Annotated in this window: 16 protein-coding genes; 7 read left to right on the top strand and 9 right to left on the bottom strand. The window is 68.2% G+C overall.

Translation table 11 applies throughout. The features are described from left to right. The first annotated feature begins 12 nt into the window (after positions 1-12). Complete coding sequence (locus tag ACEWX3_RS11535) at positions 13-1,467, top strand: oligopeptide:H+ symporter (RefSeq protein WP_221358593.1); 1,455 nt, start codon at positions 13-15, stop codon at positions 1,465-1,467. Between the two features lie 9 nt (positions 1,468-1,476). Here ACEWX3_RS11535 and ACEWX3_RS11540 read toward each other — a convergent pair whose 3' ends face one another. Both ACEWX3_RS11540 and ACEWX3_RS11545 read right to left on the bottom strand, forming a co-directional pair. Continuing rightward, positions 1,477-2,361, bottom strand: coding sequence for an NYN domain-containing protein (locus ACEWX3_RS11540; protein WP_207066763.1), 885 nt, complete (start codon positions 2,359-2,361; stop codon positions 1,477-1,479). 79 nt (positions 2,362-2,440) lie between these two features. Continuing rightward, positions 2,441-4,093 (bottom strand): alkaline phosphatase D family protein, encoded by a 1,653-nt coding sequence (locus ACEWX3_RS11545; protein WP_207066762.1) that lies wholly within the window; start codon positions 4,091-4,093, stop codon positions 2,441-2,443. 527 nt (positions 4,094-4,620) lie between these two features. Between ACEWX3_RS11545 and ACEWX3_RS11550 the strand changes: the two genes are divergently transcribed. Further along, positions 4,621-7,479: a M4 family metallopeptidase gene (locus ACEWX3_RS11550; RefSeq protein ID WP_374159468.1), complete on the top strand. Its 2,859-nt coding sequence runs from the start codon at positions 4,621-4,623 to the stop codon at positions 7,477-7,479. Here the strand turns inward: ACEWX3_RS11550 and ACEWX3_RS11555 are convergent. Next, positions 7,459-8,457: an alpha/beta fold hydrolase gene (locus ACEWX3_RS11555; RefSeq protein WP_374159469.1), complete on the bottom strand. Its 999-nt coding sequence runs from the start codon at positions 8,455-8,457 to the stop codon at positions 7,459-7,461. The genes ACEWX3_RS11550 and ACEWX3_RS11555 overlap by 21 nt on opposite strands. Before the next feature lie 93 nt (positions 8,458-8,550). Between ACEWX3_RS11555 and ACEWX3_RS11560 the strand changes: the two genes are divergently transcribed. Together ACEWX3_RS11560 and ACEWX3_RS11565 are read left to right on the top strand one after the other, a co-directional pair. Beyond that, positions 8,551-9,252, top strand: coding sequence for an AzlC family ABC transporter permease (locus tag ACEWX3_RS11560; RefSeq protein WP_207066760.1), 702 nt, complete (start codon positions 8,551-8,553; stop codon positions 9,250-9,252). After that, complete coding sequence (locus ACEWX3_RS11565; RefSeq protein ID WP_221358600.1) at positions 9,245-9,571, top strand: AzlD domain-containing protein; 327 nt, start codon at positions 9,245-9,247, stop codon at positions 9,569-9,571. Before ACEWX3_RS11560 ends, ACEWX3_RS11565 begins: the two co-directional genes overlap by 8 nt. A 3-nt stretch (positions 9,572-9,574) precedes the next feature. Here the strand turns inward: ACEWX3_RS11565 and ACEWX3_RS11570 are convergent, their stop codons facing one another. Further along, positions 9,575-10,198, bottom strand: a complete 624-nt coding sequence (locus ACEWX3_RS11570; protein WP_207066758.1) for a TetR/AcrR family transcriptional regulator — start codon at positions 10,196-10,198, stop codon at positions 9,575-9,577. A gap of 101 nt (positions 10,199-10,299) precedes the next feature. Here ACEWX3_RS11570 and ACEWX3_RS11575 point away from each other — a divergent pair, with 101 nt between their 5' ends. Both ACEWX3_RS11575 and ACEWX3_RS11580 read left to right on the top strand, forming a co-directional pair. Beyond that, complete coding sequence (locus ACEWX3_RS11575; protein WP_374159470.1) at positions 10,300-11,328, top strand: Rieske 2Fe-2S domain-containing protein; 1,029 nt, start codon at positions 10,300-10,302, stop codon at positions 11,326-11,328. 19 nt (positions 11,329-11,347) lie between these two features. Further along, on the top strand, positions 11,348-12,454 hold the full coding sequence (locus ACEWX3_RS11580) for a dihydrodipicolinate reductase (protein WP_374159471.1): 1,107 nt from the start codon (positions 11,348-11,350) through the stop codon (positions 12,452-12,454). Between the two features lie 140 nt (positions 12,455-12,594). Here ACEWX3_RS11580 and ACEWX3_RS11585 read toward each other — a convergent pair whose 3' ends face one another. After that, positions 12,595-13,815, bottom strand: a complete 1,221-nt coding sequence (locus tag ACEWX3_RS11585; RefSeq protein WP_374159472.1) for a cytochrome P450 — start codon at positions 13,813-13,815, stop codon at positions 12,595-12,597. A 185-nt stretch (positions 13,816-14,000) separates the two neighbouring features. On the opposite strand from ACEWX3_RS11585, the gene ACEWX3_RS11590 reads away from it, so the two are divergent. Beyond that, positions 14,001-14,546: a TetR/AcrR family transcriptional regulator gene (locus ACEWX3_RS11590; protein ID WP_374159473.1), complete on the top strand. Its 546-nt coding sequence runs from the start codon at positions 14,001-14,003 to the stop codon at positions 14,544-14,546. 88 nt (positions 14,547-14,634) lie between these two features. Here the strand turns inward: ACEWX3_RS11590 and ACEWX3_RS11595 are convergent, their stop codons facing one another. The 4 genes from ACEWX3_RS11595 to ACEWX3_RS11610 form a co-directional block, all read right to left on the bottom strand. Then, positions 14,635-15,375, bottom strand: a complete 741-nt coding sequence (locus ACEWX3_RS11595; protein WP_221358606.1) for an SDR family NAD(P)-dependent oxidoreductase — start codon at positions 15,373-15,375, stop codon at positions 14,635-14,637. A 69-nt stretch (positions 15,376-15,444) separates the two neighbouring features. Beyond that, on the bottom strand, positions 15,445-17,061 hold the full coding sequence (locus ACEWX3_RS11600; protein ID WP_374159474.1) for a dipeptide ABC transporter ATP-binding protein: 1,617 nt from the start codon (positions 17,059-17,061) through the stop codon (positions 15,445-15,447). Continuing rightward, positions 17,058-17,936 carry an ABC transporter permease gene (locus tag ACEWX3_RS11605; RefSeq protein WP_207066752.1) on the bottom strand — a complete coding sequence of 293 codons (879 nt, stop codon included), beginning with the start codon at positions 17,934-17,936 and terminating at the stop codon, positions 17,058-17,060. Before ACEWX3_RS11605 ends, ACEWX3_RS11600 begins: the two co-directional genes overlap by 4 nt. Beyond that, a complete protein-coding gene (locus tag ACEWX3_RS11610; RefSeq protein ID WP_374159475.1) occupies positions 17,933-18,907 on the bottom strand; it encodes an ABC transporter permease in 975 nt (324 codons plus the stop codon). Before ACEWX3_RS11610 ends, ACEWX3_RS11605 begins: the two co-directional genes overlap by 4 nt.

The following is an 18,907-nucleotide window of genomic DNA, read 5'->3' on the forward strand; positions in this document are numbered from 1 at the left end:
CAAGGTAAGGGGATGACGACCCGCGAGCGCGGCGAGACGCGCACCGTTTTCGGTCACCCGATCGGGTTGACCAACCTCTTCGGCGTCGAGCTGTGGGAGCGGTTCTCGTTCTACGGGATGCTCACCATCCTCGGCTACTACCTCTACTACTCCGTCACCGACGGCGGACTGGGCCTGCCGCAGAGCACCGCCACCGGCATCGTCGGGGCCTACGGCGGGCTGGTGTATCTGTCCACCGTGCTCGGCGGCTGGATCGCCGACCGGCTGCTGGGCATGGAACGCACCGTCTTCTACGGCGGCGTGGTCGTGATGATCGGCCACATCGCGCTGGCCGTCCTGCCCGGGCTGACCGGCGTCGGGGTGGGCCTGGTGTGTGTCGCACTGGGGTCGGGGGCGCTCAAGGCCAACGCCTCGTCGCTGCTGGGCACGCTCTACGAGAAGGGCGATCCGCGCGCCGACGGCGGCTTCACGCTGTTCTACCTCGGCATCAACCTGGGCGCCTTCACCGGCCCGCTGATCACCGGCCTGCTGCAGACCCGCATCGGGTTCCACTGGGGCTTCGGTGCCGCGGCGGTCGGGATGGCGCTCGGGTTGGCCCAGTACGTGTTCTTCCGACGCAACCTCGGCGAGCACGGCCGGCATGTGCCGAACCCGTTGCCGCGCAGCGCCGTCACCCGAACGGTCGCCGTCGTCGTGGCCGGGCTGGTGGTGATCGGCGTCGCTATCGCGCTCGGCCTCATCACGCTGGCCAACCTGTCGCAGATCACCACGGGCGTCATCATCGTCGCCTCGATCGGCTACTTCGCGATCATGCTGACCAGCGATCAGGTCAGCAGCGGGGAACGGATCAGGGTGCGCGCGTTCATCCCGCTGTTCATCGCCAACGCGGTGTTCTGGTCGCTGTTCCAGCAGATCTTCACCGTGTTGGCCGTCTACTCCGACGAACGGATGAACTGGTCGATCTTCGGCTGGACCGCGCCGTCGAGCTGGATCGGCTCCATCGAACCGGTGTGGATCATCGCGCTGTCACCGCTGTTCGCGATCATGTGGACCAAGCTGGGGAACCGGGCGCCCACCACGCCGCGCAAGTTCGCCTACGGCGTCATCGGCATGGGCCTGGCGTTCCTGTGCTTCGTGCCGTTGGCCGGCATGTCCGGCGCCACCGTGCCCGCGCTGCTGGTGATGGCGATCATGGCGGTCTTCGCGGTGTCAGAGCTGTTGCTCTCGCCGATCGGGTTGTCGGTCACCACCAAGCTGGCGCCCGAGGCGTTCCGTGCGCAGATGATGGCGCTCTACTTCTTCTCGGTCGGCCTCGGCACGGCTATGTCCGGTCTGTTGGCCGGCTACTACGACGCCGACCGGGAAGTCGCCTACTTCGGCATCCTGGGCCTGATCGCTGTCGTGGTCGGGGCCGTGGTGTTCGCCATCGCCCCGTGGATCAGCCGGCAGATGGAAGGGGTGCACTGAGCGCGGCGCTCAGCTGTCCTCCCGCAGCCTCACCATGTGCGTGGTCGAGCTCTCGTCGAGCTCGACCACGTCGGACCGGGACCGCAGGAAATCGCTGAAGGACTTGCAGCCCAGCGACTTCTCGCTGAACGACGGATCCATCCGCTTCATCTGCGCCTTGACCGCCGAATTGTGCAGCCAGTCGGCGTCGTCCTTTTCCATCCCGATTCGCAGCGCGCGGGTCAACAGACCGGTCGCCGCCGTCTGCGGGTCCGGCGGCTCGGTGTTGGCGCCGGACGTCTTGGTCCGGCGCGTCCGCTTCTTGGGTGCGGACGTGCCGTCGGTGGACGGCGCCGGCTCGAACACCGGGATGCCGGGCAACGCGTCGTAGGTGACGAACTCGTCGCACGCCGAGGCCAAGGCGCGGCTCGACGCCCCGGCCACCCCGATACCCACCACGTAACGGCCGAGCCTCTTGCAGCGCTGAGCCAGCGCGATGTAGTCGGAGTCACCGGCCACGATCACCACGTGGGTGAGATCGGGCAGGCGGAACATGTCCTCGACCGCGTCGACCGCCAGCCGGATGTCGGCGCCGTTCTTGCCGTACGCCGCGGCGGGGAACAGCTGCACCAGATCAACCGCGCGGCCCACCAGTTGGTCGCGGTAACCGGCATTGACGTCGGCCGACCAGTCGGCGTAGGCGCGGGTCAGCACCAGCGTGCCGAAGGACGAGGCGAAGTCGATGACCGCACCGACATCGACGGTGGCGCGCTTGAGCCGCTCGGCGTGGTCGGCGGGCTCCTTGGCTTTGTCCTTCTGGAACGAGTTGCGGCCGTTGACCTGGTCGTAGCGCGAGATGACGATGTTGTCGAAGTCGAGATACACCGCGACGCGGGGCGAACCGGGTTCGGTCATGGCCACCAGTGTGGCCCATCGCCGGCCCTCGACGATCTCGAACCGCTGGCGGACATGCCGATGCCCGACGGGATCGCGGTCACGATCGAACCGGTCGAGGTGGCGGCCGTTCAGCGGTGAGGGCGACCTCGGCGACGACATCGAGCTGGCAGTTGTCGTCGGGCTGCTCGAAGATCACCTCCGCGCGCCGTCCCGCCGCACGCAGCGTGGCGATGGTGTTGCCGAACAACGGCCCGCTGAGGTTCTGCCACGACATCGGCAGCTCGGGGGAGCCGTGCCGGCGGGCCCAGCGCCGCGTCACGCGAGACACCTTCGGCGACCATCCGGTCTTGAACACGGGCTTGAGAAAGCCGGGCACATAGTTGTGCACCGGCGAGCAGACCAGCTGATGCACCGGGGCGCCGCCGGTATCGGTGAAGTCGGCGCGCGCGGCGTAGCTGTGGTGGACGTCGCCGGAGAGCACCGACACGGTCGCCGGGGCCGGCTCGGCGCCTGCCGACTCGGCGAGGGCGGCGCTGAGCCGCAGGAAGGAATCGGTGAACGCCGGCCAGTGCTCCAAATCGGCGCCTTGGCGCAGCTTCTCGCCCAGTCGGCCACGGAGACCGCCGCGGCTGGCGGTGCGCTCGTTGACCGACTGCAGGTCGGCGATGACCGGCGGCATCAGCCAGGGCAGCGACGTCCCGATCAGCAGGTGGTCCAGCGACTCCCGCCCATCGTTCATCTGGTCCTGCACCCAGGCGAACTCGGTGTCGTCGAGCATCTTTCGGTCACCGCTGTCCAGCACTCGCGAGTTGCGCGAGTCCACCATGACCAGGCGATTGCGGCCCAGGTCCCAGCGAAAGCTGAACCGAATGGCCTTCTCACCCCCGACCTCGGTGTCTGCGCGATCGGCGAGCTGCTCGAGATATCCCCAGCAGTCCCCGTCGATGGCGAGGACCTTGCGGAAGTCCTCGTCGATGGCCAGTTCCTCAGGGCTCAGATTCCCGAGGTGCTGATACACCCAGTACGTGGCGAGCCCAGCCCGGATGCGGTCACGCCACCAGGGTTTGGCGTTCACCTCGGCGCGCCATGTGGCCGAGGTGTTCCAGTCGTCGCGGATGTCGTGATCGTCGAAGATCATCGCAGTCGGCACCGTGGACAGCACCCACCGAATTTCCGGGTCGCCCCAGGTGTGCTGATAAAGACGCTCGTACTCGGTGAAGGTGACGACCTCGTCGGCTGGTCGCCCGTGCATCCGCCGACGGTGCCCGGCCAGGTTGCGGCGGGCGTCGGGGGTCAGCTCGTCGGCGTAGACCTGATCGCCGAGCAGCAGCAACGCATCCGGCCACTCGTCGACCGGCAGCCCGGTCAAGCGGGTGGCGTAGCAGTCCAGGGCGTCGGCGCCCAGCTTGGCGTCGAGCTTGTCGTCACCGGTCTTGGGGTAGCGGCACGACCCGAACACCACCCGCAGTCGGTCGGTGGTCTCCGGGCCGCGGGTCCGGATCACGCTGGGCGGGAACTTCGACTCCGCTTCGGGCCAGACTTGTTCGCCGTCCACCAGCACCTGGTACTCGGTGACCGTATCCGGGGTCAGGCCTCGCACCACGACCAAGGCGTAGTGGAAACCCGAGACCTCGAAGGTGCGGGCAGAACATCCGAGCACCTCGACATCGGCGGCTTCCTCGGTCTGCACCCAGACGACAGCCGTCGTCTCGGAGACGTGGCGCAGGACCGGGCCCAGAATCAGTGGCACCCGGCCCACCTTAACGCGTATGCGGCGGGCTCACCGCCGGCCTGTACTCCGCGGTCGTGACCGGCCCCGACTCTTCTTGGGCGCAACAGCCCGTCTACCCGCGGCCCCCTATTCGTGGTGGACGAATCAGCCCATCCTCAAGCGAGCTGCCTCTGTTGAGTGCAAACCGTCCGGCTTTCCCAGCTCCGTCCACGCCGAGCCGAGTCGAGCCGAACGCAATGTCAGCCTGAGAGCGTCGCTACGGAGATATGTCCTCAGCGGAGCTGTCAGCCTGACATTGCGTTCTGCGCATGGTGTGACGGCGGCTGACACGGGCCGGTAACGGGACGTCGAGTGATCGCATACCGGCCGCGGGCGGCGACGCGACGCCGAGTAATCGGCCGGAGAGCCTTCGCGGGCCAGTTTCGCGGTGGTAATTTCCCTACCAGGCATTTCGACCGCGCGCATCGGCTCGGATTGCATGACACGGGGGGTTCGACGTGGTCAACTGCGTTCACCGACGCGCATCGGGCGGCACGGCGCGGTGGGTGTCGGCGGCGGTTCTGCTGACCTTTCTGGGTGTGGGTCCGGTCGTCGGCGAGGGGGTTGCGGCAGCCGCTCCATCCGACACCGCGGCGCAGTCCGGGGACAACCCGTCAGCACAGTCGAGCGACGCCGACAGCGCTTCGGACGACGCAGCTGCCGAAGACGATGCTGCTGAGGACGATCCTGCGGACCACGCCGCCGAGGGCGCTGCTCCTGAGGACGATGCTGCGGATGACGCCGTGGACTATGACGCTGCCGAGGGATTCGTTGGCGAGGACGATGCTGCGGGCGACGACGATGCCGACGGCGCCCCTGGTGGCGACGGCTCCGGCGAGGAATCCGGCCGACTGGACGACACGCCGGAAGCCAGTGACACCGGCGACGTCGACGGTGCCGCCGGAGTCGGTGACGCCGCTGCCGAGACCTCCGACGAGCTCAGCCAGCACGCCGACGACACCACCACCAACGGCGTCGCCGAGGACACCACCACCGAGCGCGCCGCCGGCCGTGCGATCGCCGCGCCCGTCGCCGCGGACGTGGCCGCGGACAGCCCCGGGAGTGACTCCGGACCTGAACCGCGCACCGTCGACGGCGCCCCGGCAGAGCCGAAGCGCAGCGCTGAACTGACGGCGATCGCCGAGCACCTCAGCCTGCCGGACGCGACCGAGCAGCCGGCCGACAAGCCCTCGGTTGCCGTCGAGACCGCCGCGGTGGCGCCGGCCCGCAGCGTGCGCAGCATCGTGGCCGCCCGACCGGTCACCGTCGACAGCATCGTCACCGACCTGCTCACGTGGGTCGGTCTCGGTCCGGCGGCTCACGGTCTGCCGCTTCCGGCGACCCCGGTCTCGGCGCTGGTGGAATCGCTGTGGCTGGCGGTCCGCCAGGCGCAATACGTGCTCAACAACCAACGGCCCGCCGCCGACGTCACGGTCTCCGGTCCCGGACCCGACGGAGTGGTCACCGGAGCCCTCAACGCCGTCGACTACGACGACCTCTCCTTGACCTACACGGTCACCGCCGCACCGACGAACGGGCGCGTCGTGCTCGACGCGTCCGGCGGCTTCACCTACACACCATCGCTTCCCGGTCGCGCTGACCAGTTCACCGTCACCGTCGACGACACGGTGGGCAACCCCGTGCACGTCCATGGATTGCTCGGTCTGCTCGGTATCACCGGTCCCACCGAGGTCGTCGTTCGAATCGCCGGAGCACCGACTGCGAACCCCGTCCAGCTCGCCGAGTTGCGCACCCGCGACGGTGTCACTGTCGGCGTCACCGACGGCGGCGCGGTCCGCGTCATCGAGGGGCGGTTCACCGATCAGGTCGTCAGCGGCGCCGCCGACGCCGCCGCGGTGCTCAACGGGCTGGCCCCACTGCTGGGCGCAGCCCCCGGGTTCGCCGACGCGGCCGACATCGACACCGACCGGGCCGGCGTGGGCCCAGGCGTCGAGAATTTCTACCACTACACCGAAACCCTCGGCGACGTCACGGTTCTCGGCAGCGACATCATCCTCGTCACCGACGCCGACGGGCTGGTCACGAGCCTGTTCAACAACTACGTCGGCGTCGGCGCCGCGTTCGACGTCACCCCGGACGAAGGTGTCGACGAACACGACGAGGTGTCGCTGCTGGCCGGCGCCGCGTACCTCGGCGCCGACGCCGACGGCGAAGCCCTGCAGACCTTCCTGGCCCAGACCGACGTGACCACCGCGCTGGTCGTCTACGCACTCGATCAGCAGGCCGATCCGGAGCTGGCCTGGCAGGTGGTCGTGCGGTTCCCCGACACCGGGGATCTTTCGCCGTCGGCCGTGACCTACGTGGTCGACGCCGACGGAGGTGATGCGGGCAGCATCATCGTCACCGTCACGTCCGGGCAGGGCGCCAGCGTCGACAGCGTCGCCACCGACTGGCTCGGTGAGTCCCGCAGCATCACCGTCGACCGCGGCGGCTGGCTGTTTCCCAGCTACACCATGGTGGACGACACGCGCAACATCACCACCTACACCACCTCGTACCTATTCTTCGTCGGCGGCCCCGTGCTGCCCGGGCGGGTGGTCAAGCGCGGTTGGCTCGGCTGGAATCGTGGTGCGGTATCGGCACATGCGAACGCCGCAGCGGTGTACGACTACTACGAGAACGTGTTGGGGCGCACGTCCTTCGACGGGGACGGAGCTCTCGTCGAAGTCAGCATCCGTTACAACCCGATCAACACCTACCGCGCGTTCGGCTACGCCAACGCGTTCTGGGACCCCACCCGCCAGCAGTTCGCTTTCGGTGACGCCGGATACCTACAGGCGTCTCTGGATGTGGTCGCCCACGAATTCACCCACGCGGTCGTCAGTTACGTGGTCGGAACGGGTGGCTCGGTCCTGGATTACGGCGAGTCCGGTGCGCTCAACGAGGCTTACGCCGACATCCTCGGGCTGCTCGTCGAAGGCAAGAGCGGGGCCGACCGCTGGCTGATCGCCGAGGATTCCGACTACGGGATCATCCGCAACCTTGCCGACCCGACGTCGGTGAGCAGCGGACTGGGGCCCTACCGCGACCACTACGACACCCGCTACACCGGCACCGGCGACGACGGCGGAGAGCATGTCAACAGCACGATTTTCGGCCACGCCGCCTACCTGATGATGACCGACGCCGCGACCGCGGGTGTCTCCGACGAGGCGTGGGCGCGGGTGTTCTACCACTCGCTGTTCCGGCTCGGCAGGTCCGCGGTCTTCGCTGACGGCCGCGCCGCGGTGCTCAGCGCCGCGGCGGCACAAGGCTTCTCCGTGGATCAACTCGATGCGATCCGGTCGGCGTTCGACGATGTCGGGATCGCCGGGCCGGCCGAATCAGCGCTGCTCGTCGCCTGAGCGGTCCACCAGCACCGCGCCGTCGGGTCGCGCACCGAGGGTCTGCAGATCGAGCTCCGTTCCCGCGGCGGTGAGCCGGATGATCTCGGCCACCTCGCCGGGTGCGTCGCACTGCACATAGTGGTCGGCACCGGGCACCACCCAGTAGCGGTTGCGCCCCGGCTTGGGCTTCAGGTACTCCTGCCAGACGTGGTTGGCCACCCGCAGCGGCGCGACACCGTCGTGCAACCCCCAGATCAAGGTGAGGTCGACGTCGATGTCTGACAGGCGCTCCAGCCACCTGGTCTCGTCGGCGGCGCGCTCGTGCAGGTAGCGGATGGTGTCGGGCAGCACCGCGGTTCCGTCATCATGGGCGAAACACAATGCCAGTGCCGCGATCTCGGGGTCGTCGAGGTCGCGGCGGGGCATGAAGGTGGTGGCTCCGAGCCCCGCGGCCAGCAATTCCGGGGTGGTGGCCGCGGCGGTGGCGCGGCCGGTCTCGTCGTCGAGCAGGGCGACCTGGAAGGCCGTCAGGTTGGCCAGCGGCAGGTAGATGTTCGCGTTGGTCATGAACACGTCGGCGGGCAGCGGTCCGTCGGGCCGGTCGGCCAGCATGCCCAGCGTGATCATCCCGACGCTGCTGCCCCGGTCGTGGGTGATCATCCGGTAGTCGGTGAGTTCCCAGCGCTCGGTGATGGTGTGTACCAGCAGCCGCGCGTCGTCATAGAGCGAGTACGCATACGGCGCCCGCGGCTTCGCCGACAGGCCGTACCCGGGGAAGTCCACCATGAAGAACTCGAACTCGCCGCCGAGTTCACGCGTCAGCGCGTGGTAGTCGATGCTCGACGTCGGGAACCCGTGCACGCAGACCAGTGCCGGTGCGCCCGGGGCGCCGCAGCGCCGGGTGAACACCTCCACCTCGGCACCGTCGTTGGCCGGCGTCGTCGACCGCCACGTGAACGAGGTTGCCCCGCTGACCCATTCCTCGAAGATGCCCACCACTCACCTCAATCGTTGCGTTGCGGTCAAGCTAGCGTCTTCGATGTCGCCGCACCGGCGATCTCGCCCATTGATCCCGAGGAGGTGGAGCCCGTGCCGACCGACCCTGCGCGACGGCATTCGACCCGGGAGGTGCTCGCCCTCACCGCGCCTGTCGGGTTGGCATTCATCCCCCTCGGGATGGCGCTGGGCTTCCTGGTGGTCCATGCGGGGCTGGCGTGGTGGTGGGCGCCGGTGTTCGCCGCAGTCGTCTACGCGGGGTCCCTGGAGTTCCTCATGGTGCATCTCGCAGCCACCGCGGCGCCCCTGGCCACGGTCGCGCTCACGACGCTGATCGTCAACTCCCGCCACGTGTTCTACGCGTTGTCGTTCCCGCTGCACCGTGTCCGCGGCCGGGCGGCCAAGGCCTACAGCACCTACACCCTGTCCGACGAGGCGTTCGCCGTGGCGGTCAGCCCGGAAGCCCGCACGTGGACGACGCGGCCGCTGCTGGTGATGCAGGTGAGCCTGCACCTGCTGTGGGTGACCGGCGCCGCGCTGGGTGGTCTGGTCGGCGAAGCGGTCCCGATCGAACGGCTGGTGGGGTTGGAGTTCGCGCTGACCGCACTGTTCATCGTGCTCGGCATCGACGCCTACCGTCAGCGCCCGGACCCGGTCACTGCGATGGTCGCGGCACTGTCGGCGGTTGTGGCGTGGCTGCTGGTGCCCGGTCAGCTGCTGGTGTGCGCGTTTGCGGCGTTCACGGCGGCCTCGCTGGTGCGGATGCGGTTCACCCGGGGTGGCCGACGTGCCTGACAACCGATACATCGCGGTACTGGTGCTGGTCAGTGCCGCGGTCACCTGGGCACTTCGGGCGCTGCCCTTCGCCGCGTTGGCGCCGCTGCGCAACAGCCGGGTGGTTCGCTACCTGAGCGTCCACATGCCCGTCGGCGTCATGGTCATGCTGGCGATCTACACGCTACGCACCGTGGCGGGCGACACGGTGCGCCAGCTGATCTGGCTGTCCGTCGCGGTCGCGGTCACCGCCGGGCTGCACCTGTGGCGCGGCCGGGCCCTGCTCAGCATCCTCATCGGCACCTGTTGCTATGTCACGTTGATGTCGCTGTGGGCGTGAGAGCTATGGCGTGGGCTGAAGGTAGGCCACCAGCGCGTTGGTGAGGCCGCGCCGGGCCACGTCGAGGTCGGCGTAGGAACCGAGCTGACGCTCGGACACCAGGCCGCGCATCGCGCCCGGGATGAGCGCCGCGACCTCACGCACCCGGTCCGGGTCGACGTCCAGATCCGCGAACGCGTCGGCGCAGATCTGCAACCAGGACTGGCCCCACGAGAACAGTTCGGCCGCGGTGCGCGGGTACAGCCGCTCCAACTCGGCGTGATCACGGGGCAGCGCAGCGCGCAGATTTTCGATCGCACGCGAATCCGGTTCGGCCAGGCCGTCGTACAACGTGTCGATGATGCCGGCGACCCGGTCGCGCAACGGCGCAGCCTGGTCGATCGTGGTGAACACGTCGGCGCGGCGTTCGGCCGTGCGGTGCAGCACCGCGGCCCAGAACCCGTCGGCGTCGCCGAACTGGTACTGCACCGCGCCCCAGGTGGCGCCGATGTCCTTGGCGATGCGGTTGGCCGACACCGAGGCGGGGTCGCCGGATGCCAGCGCTCGCAGCGCCGCCTCGAGCATGTTCTCGCGGGTCGCCAGCCCTCGACGATTGGGTCGCCGCACCGACGCCGCCACCTGGCTCATGCTGGCAGGATAGCCGGTCGATCGTCGTTTCGTAGAACCCACTATGGTTTTTTCATTGACTGCTCTATCATTCTCCCGACGTCGATCCGAAGGGATAGTTGATGGCGAGACCGCCCCTGTCGATGAAGCCGACCGGATGGTTTCAGGTCGCCTGGTCGGACGAGATCAACGTCGGTGACGTCCACACGATGAAGTACTTCGACCAGGAGATGGTCGCCTGGCGTGCCGAATCCGGGCAGCTGACGGTGATGAACGCCTACTGCGAGCATCTGGGCGCCCACCTCGGCTACGGCGGAACCGTCAAAGGTGAAGTGCTGCAATGCCCGTTCCACGGCTGGCAGTGGAACCAACAGGGCCGCAACGTGTGCATTCCCTACGAAGACCGCCCCAACCGGGGCCGGCGCATCACCACCTACCCGGTGGTCGAGCGCAACGAATCGGTCTACCTCTGGCACGACATCGAGAACCGCGCACCGTTCTTCGATGCGCCCGACGTGTTCGCCAGCTTCGGTGACGGGACCTCCGCGGCGGACTATTACCCGCAGCAGCGGCTGTTCCGGCAGGGCCTGGAGATGCATCCGCAGTACGTGCTGGAGAACGGGGTCGACTTCGCGCACTTCAAGTACGTGCACAACACCCCGATCGTGCCGGTGTTCACCCGCCACGACTTCGACGAACCGGTGTCCTATGTCGACTTCACCATCACCTTCGAAGGCGACGACGGCCAGAAGATCGAAGATGTCAACAGCGGGGTCGAAGCGATCAACGGCGGTCTGGGCATCGCGGTGACCAAGAGTTGGGGGATGGTGGACAACCGCACCATCTCGGCGATCACCCCGGTCGACGAGTCGACCTCCGACGTGCGCTTCATGGTCTACATCGGCCGGCCCGCCGAGCAGTCGGGCCGCGACCCGGTGCGGGCCGAGGCCAAGGCCCGGGAATTCGGTGACGAGGTGATCCGCCAGTTCGCGCAGGACATCCACATCTGGGCGCACCAGCGCTATTCCGACCCGCCCGCCCTGGCGAGCTCAGAACAAAAGGGTTTCACCGCCATTCGGCAGTGGGCGATGAAGTTCTACCCCGACGGCAAGGGCGGAAGCGCCGCCGAGTTGGCCGCCAGATCGCAATGACCGCACAGGAAGGGCGCTCATGACCGAGACGACAGACACCACCACAAAGACCGGCACGATCAGAGTGTTCCAGGTGGCCACGGGCAACGTCGGCTCCGAGATGATCAAGCGCATCGCCACCCAGCCCGACCTCGAACTCGTCGGGGTGCACTGCTATTCGCCGGAGAAGGTCGGCCGGGATGCGGGCGAACTCGCCGGCATCGCGCCCAACGGCGTCACCGCCACCGGCACGATCGACGAGATCATCGCCGCCAAACCCGACGTGCTGACCTTTCACGGAGTGTTCCCCGACGAGGATCTGTACGTGCGGATCCTCGAAGCCGGCATCGACATCGTCACCACCGCCGACTGGATCACCGGATGGCACCGCGACACCAATCATCCGCACCCGTCGGGCAAGCCCGTCACCCAACTGCTGCAGGAGGCCTGCGAGAAGGGTGGCGCCACCTTCTACGGGACCGGGATGAACCCGGGGGTGAACCAGATCCTCGGTGTGGTGTGCTCGGCGGACGTCGCCGACATCGAGAACGTCACGACCATCGAATCGGTCGACGTGTCGTGCCATCACTCCAAGGACACCTGGATCGAGGTCGGCTACGGGCAGCCCGTGGATGATCCGGAGATCCCGGGCAAGCTCGAGAAGTACACCCGCGTGTTCGCCGACAGTGTGCTGATGATGGCCGACTGCTTCGGCCTCACGCTCGACGAGGTGAAGTTCAGCTACGAACTGGGCGCCTGCACCAAGGACGTCGACCTGGGCTGGTACCAGCTGCCGAAGGGGTCGCTGGGCGGCAACTACATTCGCTACCAGGGCATGGTCGACGGGGTTCCGCGGGTGGAGACCCACCTGGAGTGGCAGATGACGCCGCACACCGACCCGAGCTGGGACATCAAGGGCTGCTACATCACTCAGATCAAGGGTGATCCGAACATCTACAACAAGCACATGATCTTCCCCAAGCCCGGCGTCGACCTGTCCGATCCGGCGAGCTTCGCGTCGATCGGCATGACGGTGACCGGCATGCCCGCGCTGAACGCGATCAAGTCGGTGGTGGCCGCTCCGCCCGGCATCATCACCAGCGCGGACCTGCCACTGCGGGGATTCGCGGGCCGCTTCAAGCTCTGACGGGTCCGGTGGATTTTCTGTCCCCACGGTGCTCGAGCCGAAATCGACACCAGGGCGGTGATCACGTCGGCATCAGCTGACTTTCGCAGCCACCATGTCGATCTCGCTTCGAGGGCGCGGGAGAACGTGGATGCAGCGGGTCAGTCGACGCGAAGAGTGAGTCTCTCCAACCGTCGCACCAGCAGGCTGGGTAGCCAGCGGCTGGGTCCATCGGCCTCGAGCCGGCGCGTGTTCGCCAGCAGGTGCTCGAGCACGATTCTGGCCTCCATGCGGGCCAGTGCCGCGCCGACGCAGAAGTGGACGCCCTTGCCGAACACGATGTGGCCCTTGCTGTTCGGTCGGTCCAGGCGGAACTCGTCCGGCGACGCGAAGTGCGCCGGATCCCGGTTGGCCGCGCCCCACAACAGGATCAACCGTGACCCTTCGGCCAGCTCGTGCCCGGCCAGCACGCAGTCGCGCAGCACATGGCGGTAATGACCCCGAAACGGCGGCTCGAATCGCAGTGTCTCCTCGAGGAACACCGGTATGAGGCTGTAGTCGTCCCGAAGTCGATGCTGCAGCTCGGGTCGGGTGGCGAGGAGCGCCGTTGCCGAGCCGATCAGCGATGCAGTCGATTCCCCGCCCGCGCCGAACAGCGTGATCATCATCATCTGCGCTGTCATCACGTCCAATTCGCCTTCGGCGCAGTCGCGCGCCAGCGCGCCCATCAGGGTGTCCTGCGGGTGTGCCGCCTGCGCGTCGAACTTCTCTGCTACGTACTGCGCCAACTGCATCGCCGCCGCGCCCGCGCCGGCGAGCTGCTCCTGGCTGACCAGGCCCTCGAGAAGTTGGGTACTGGCGTAACCCCATTCGGCCAACTGCTCGGCGTCCTCGTCGGGCACCCCGAGCAGGCGGCACACCACCAGCATGGGCAGCCGGTTGGCGATCGCCGACATCCATTCGACGTGACCGTCGCTCACCTGCTCAGCCCACAGCCGCTCGGTGGCGGCGGCGACGAACGACTCGAGGGTGCGGATCCGCTTGGCCGCCAGCTGCGGAACCAGCTTCCTGCGATGCAGCGCATGGGCGGGGTCGTCGGCGATGGCCAGAACCTGGGACGGGCCGCCGAGGTCGTCCATCGGGAACGTGCCGACGGTGCCGTCCGATTGATACACCATGGTGCCGGTCAGGTTGGACGAGAAGTCCTGCGGGCGTGCCACCGCGTCGGTGACCGCATCCCAACCACAGACCGCGTAGAAGCCGGAATCGCCGATCTGGTGCACCGGCGCGGTGGCCAGCATCCGGGCATAGAGCGGATACGGGTCCTGGAGGAACTCATCGGCGAACAACGCCAGGCCGAGGTCGGTCTCGTGCACGGTCACGAGTCCAGGCTCCGGCGTCGCGGCGCCACGCGTCAACGGCCCGGACGAAGTCGACAACCGCTTGCACCTGTGGCGACGGAGTGCCGTCTCAGCTCAGCCTCCGGAGCAGGCCCGAGGGTAAGACTGATTGTATGTTGTGTCTCATATTGAGATCCATGACCGGACCATTCTCGACGAGGTGACCGATGGCGAACGATTGGCTGGTGGGGGACCGCCACGGTGCGGCCGCGGAGCGGATCTATGCCGCGGCCACCGCGCTCATCGCCCGCGACGGCCTCGAGGGCTTCGACATGGCCGAGTTGCAGGCGAGGGTGCACTGTTCGCGCGCCACGCTCTACCGCCATGTCGGCGGCAAGGCGCAGATCCGCGACGCGGTGCTGACCCGCGAGGCCGAACGCATCGTCGACGCGGTGCGCGCCGCGGTGCGGGGGCTCGAGGGCAGCGAGCGCACCGTCACCGCCGTCGTCACCGCGCTCGGACACATCCGGGCCGATCCGCTCGGACGGGCCCTGCTGCACTCGATGCGCGGCGCCTCGGAGCTGCAGTGGGTGAGCCGTTCGCCGATCCCGCCGACGCTGGCCGCCGAGCTCACCGGTATCACCGACCGCGACGACGAAGCGGCCCAGTGGATCGTGCGGATCGTGCTGGCATTGCTGTTCTGGCCCGTCGACGATCCAGGTGCCGAACGCGCGATGATCGAACGCTTCCTCGGCACCGTCCCCGAGCGTTGAGACTGCATCCAGCGCGGGCCCCACTCGCACTTTGCCGCGCTGGCTGCAGTCTGAACGCATGGGACTTGCGTGCGAACTGCGGGCTGAGTCAGCCGGCGCCCTTGCCGTTGTCGACGCGGTAGACCGCCCCGTGGATCGCCGCGGCGTCGTCACTGGCCAGGAACGCGATGGTCTTGGCCACATCGGTGGTGTCCATGAAGCCGCGCGGCGAGGCGATGCGCATGATCAGGTCCCAGTCCGCGTTCTCCGGCGCCTGGAACTCCGTGGTCTGCGCGGTCGGCATCCCGCCGGGGCAGATGGCGTTGACGCGCAGCCGGTCCTTGGTGAACTCGATGGCCAGTGCGCGGGTCAACCCGACCAGCCCGTGTTTGGCCGCGCAGTAGCCCGCCGAATACACCTCGCCTTCGACCCCGGCGATCGACGAGACATTGACGATGTTGCCGCCGCTGTCCAGCAGATGCGGCAGCGCGGCGCGGCACAGGTAGAACGGCCCGGTGAGATTGACCGCCAGATCACGTTCCCAGTCGTCGTCGGTCATCGTGGCCGAATGCCGCATCTGGTGGAATCCGGCCACGTTGGCCAGCACGTCGAGACGCCCGAAGTGCGCAACGCAGTCGGCGACGGCGTCGGCACATGCCTGCGGAGAGGTGATGTCCACCGAGGCGAACCTGCCACCCGGGACGTCGGCGAACACCTCGGCCATCCGCTCGGCATCCCGGGCGATCCCGAACACCTGGGCGCCCCGCTCGGCGAACAACCGCGCTGTCGCTGCACCCAGTCCCGCTGACGCGCCGGTGACCAGCGCGACCTTCCCGCTCAATTGACCCATGCCCACGACCTTCTCACGAGGCGGTGGGTGATCAGACGGCGGCACGCGCCCTCACCGAGCGTGCGGCTTTCAGACGGCGGCGCGCGGGGTCACCGGCGGCACCGCCGCCAACAGCTCGCGGGTGTACTGCTCCTCGGGTGAGGCGAACAACTCGGCCGCAGGCCGGTATTCGACGGCCGCGCCGTCACGCATCACCAGCACGTCGTGGCTCACCTGGCGGATCACCGCCAGATCGTGACCGATGAACAGGTAGCTCAGACCCAGCTCGCGCTGCAGACGCGCCAGCAGCTCCAGCACCCGGGCCTGCACCGACACGTCGAGCGATGCGGTGGCCTCGTCGAGGATCAGCAATTCGGGTTCGGCGGCCAGCGCCCGGGCGATGCTGACCCGCTGGCGCTGACCGCCCGACAGCTCGTGCGGATAGCGCTGCGCGAACTCCGTGGGCAACCCCACCAGCTCCAGCAGCTCGGCGACTCGTTCCGTCCGGGCTGCCTTGCCGTCCACCAGATCGTGTACCGACAGCGGTTCGGCGATCGACGTGGCCACCCGCGCACGCGGATTCAGCGACGAGAACGGATCCTGGAACACCAGCCCGATCCGGCGGCGCAACGCCCGGGCCGCAGATCCCTTGGCGCCGAACACGTCCGTGCCGTCGAGTGTGGCGGTCCCGCCGTCGGTTCGGGCCAACCCGGTCAACGCCGCCGCGACCGTCGACTTGCCCGAACCGGATTCCCCGACCAGCCCCAGCGTGGCCCCCCGGCGCACGGTGAACGACACGTCGCGCACCGCGTGCACCGTCGACCGGCCCACCGGAGTGGACACCGTGAACCGCACATCCAGGCCCTCGACGGTCAACAGCTCGTCGGTGCCCGTCACCTCCGGCGGACCCTGCGCATCCAGCACCGGCCTGGCGGCCAGCAGATCACGGGTGTAGTCGTCACGCGGGGAGTCGAACACCGTCAGGATCGGCGCCTGCTCGACCGTCCGGCCGGCCCGCAGCACCGTCACGTCATCGGCGACCTGTCCGATCACACCCAGGTCGTGGCTGATCCACACCACCGCGGTGCCGAAGTCGCGTTGCAGATCGCGCACCAGCTCGATGATCTGGGCCTGGGTGGTGACATCCAGCGCGGTGGTGGGTTCGTCGGCGATCAACAGCTCCGGATCACACGCCAGCGCGATCGCGATCATCGCGCGTTGTTTCTGCCCGCCGGACAGTTGATGCGGATAGGCGTGCAGGCGGGTCGCCGGATCGGGCAACCCGACCGCCTCCAGCAGTTCGGTCGCCCGCTGGGTCGCCTCACGCCGGGTCATGTCGCGGTGCGTCTGCAGCGATTCGGTGATCTGACGCTCCAGCGTGAGCAGCGGGTTCAGCGACGTGCCGGGGTCCTGGAACACGAATCCGATTCGGGCGCCGTGCACCCGGCGCAGCACCTTCGGTGGCGCGCCGACGAGCTGTACGGGAGAGGAACCACCGGTCACCGTCGACGACCCCGACACGCGGGCGCCGGGTGCGTCGAGCAGCCCGGTGGCGGCCAGCACCGTCATCGACTTGCCGGATCCGGATTCGCCGACGATGCCGACGGTGTGCTCACGCTGCACCGCGAAGGACACCTGCTCGACGATCGTGCGACCGCCGATGCGCACCCCGAGGTCGGCCACCTCGAGCACCGCGGCTTCGCTCATCGCTCCCTCCTGCGCGCCTCGACGGTGGTGCGTTGCTTGGGGTCGAGGACGTCCCGCAATCCGTCACCGAACAGGTTGAACGCCAACACGATCACGAAGATCGCGGCGCCGGGGAACACCGCCATCCACCACGCCATCGTCACGAATCCCTGGGAGTCGAAGATCATCCGGCCCAGCGACGGCTGCGGCGGCTGGATACCTAGGCCGAGAAAGGACAGCGCCGCTTCGGACAGGATCGCGAACGCCAGCGACAGCGAGGTCTGCACGATCAGCGGCCCGGAGATGTTCGGCAGGATGTGGCGCCGCAGGATGTAGCTGTCACCGGTGCCCATCGCCTGCGACATCCGCACATAGGGTTCGGTGCGCACCCCCAGCGTGCTGGCCCGGGCGACGCGGGCGAAGATCGGGGTGTAGACGATGCCGATGGCCAGGATCGTCGTCGTCACCCCCGGGCCCAGGATCGCCACCACAGCCAGCGCCAGCAGCAGCACCGGGAACGCGAACATCACGTCGACCACGCGCATCAGCACCGTGTCCAGCCAGCCGCCGCGGTAGCCGGCCAGCACCCCGATCGCGACCCCGACCACCAACGCCAGCGCGACACTCGTCACCGCGATCCGCATCGAGGCCTGCACCGCGACCAGCACCCGGGACAACACGTCGCGGCCCAGTTCGTCGGTGCCCAGCCAATGGGTGAGGCTGGGCGCCTGCAGCGCGTTGGGCACGTCGACGTCGTTGATGCCGTACGGCGCGAGAGCCTGCGCGAACACGGCGACCACCGCGACGGCGGCCAGCACGAGCGCGCTGACCAACGTGACGGGGTTGCGCGCCAACAGTTTCCACGACGAGATGCGGGTATCGTCTCGAGTCGTCATGCCAGCCGGATCCTCGGGTCCACGACCGCATAGAGCACGTCGACGACCAGGTTGATCAACAGGAACAGGGCCGCGATGAGCAGCACCGCGCCCTGGATCAGCGGGTAGTCACGGGCGGCGACGGCGTTGAACACCAACCGGCCCAGCCCCGGCCAGGCGAACACCACCTCCACGACGATCACCCCGCTCAGGATCGTGGCGAGCTGGATGCCGGTGATCGTCAGAATCGGCACCAGCGCGTTGCGGACGGTGTGGCGGAACGTCACCACCCGCGGAGACAGACCCTTCGACCGGGCGGTGCGCACATAGCCCATCGATGCGACCTCCAGCACCGCCGAACGCACGTAGCGCGTCATGATCGCCCCGGCCACCAGACCGACCGTCAGAGCGGGCAGCACGATGTGGCGCAGCCAGCCCACCGGGTCGTCGAAGAGGGACCGATACCCGGAGGTGGGCAGCCAGCCCAGCGTCGTCGAGAACAGCGCGACCAGCAGGATGGCCATCCAGAAGTCCGGCACCGACACCCCGAACTGGCTGCTGATCCGGATCACCGCGTCGCTGGCCCGCCCCTCGCGCAGTGCCGAGTAGATGCCGGCCGGCAACGCGATCAGCAGCGCGATCACCATGCCGGCCAGCCCGAGCGACAACGTGGCGGGCAGACGCTCCATCAACGTCACGGTCACCGGATCGCCGTTGCGGAAGCTGACCCCGAGATCACCGGTGGCCGCCGAGCCGACGAACCCGAAGAACTGCGAGACGATCGGCCGGTCCAGACCGCTGGCCGACCGCAACGCCTCATAGGCCTCCGGGGTGTAGCGGGTGCCCAGCGCGATGCGGACCGGGTCACCGGGGACCAGATGAACCAGCGCGAACACCACCACCGCGACCCCGAGCAGCACCACCGCCGAATACGCCAGCCGGCGCACGACGAACCGCGCGATGGGGTGAGTCAGCACCGTGGGAGCGGCCAT

Source organism: Mycobacterium sp. G7A2, assembly GCF_041902445.1.
Classification (GTDB): domain Bacteria; phylum Actinomycetota; class Actinomycetes; order Mycobacteriales; family Mycobacteriaceae; genus Mycobacterium.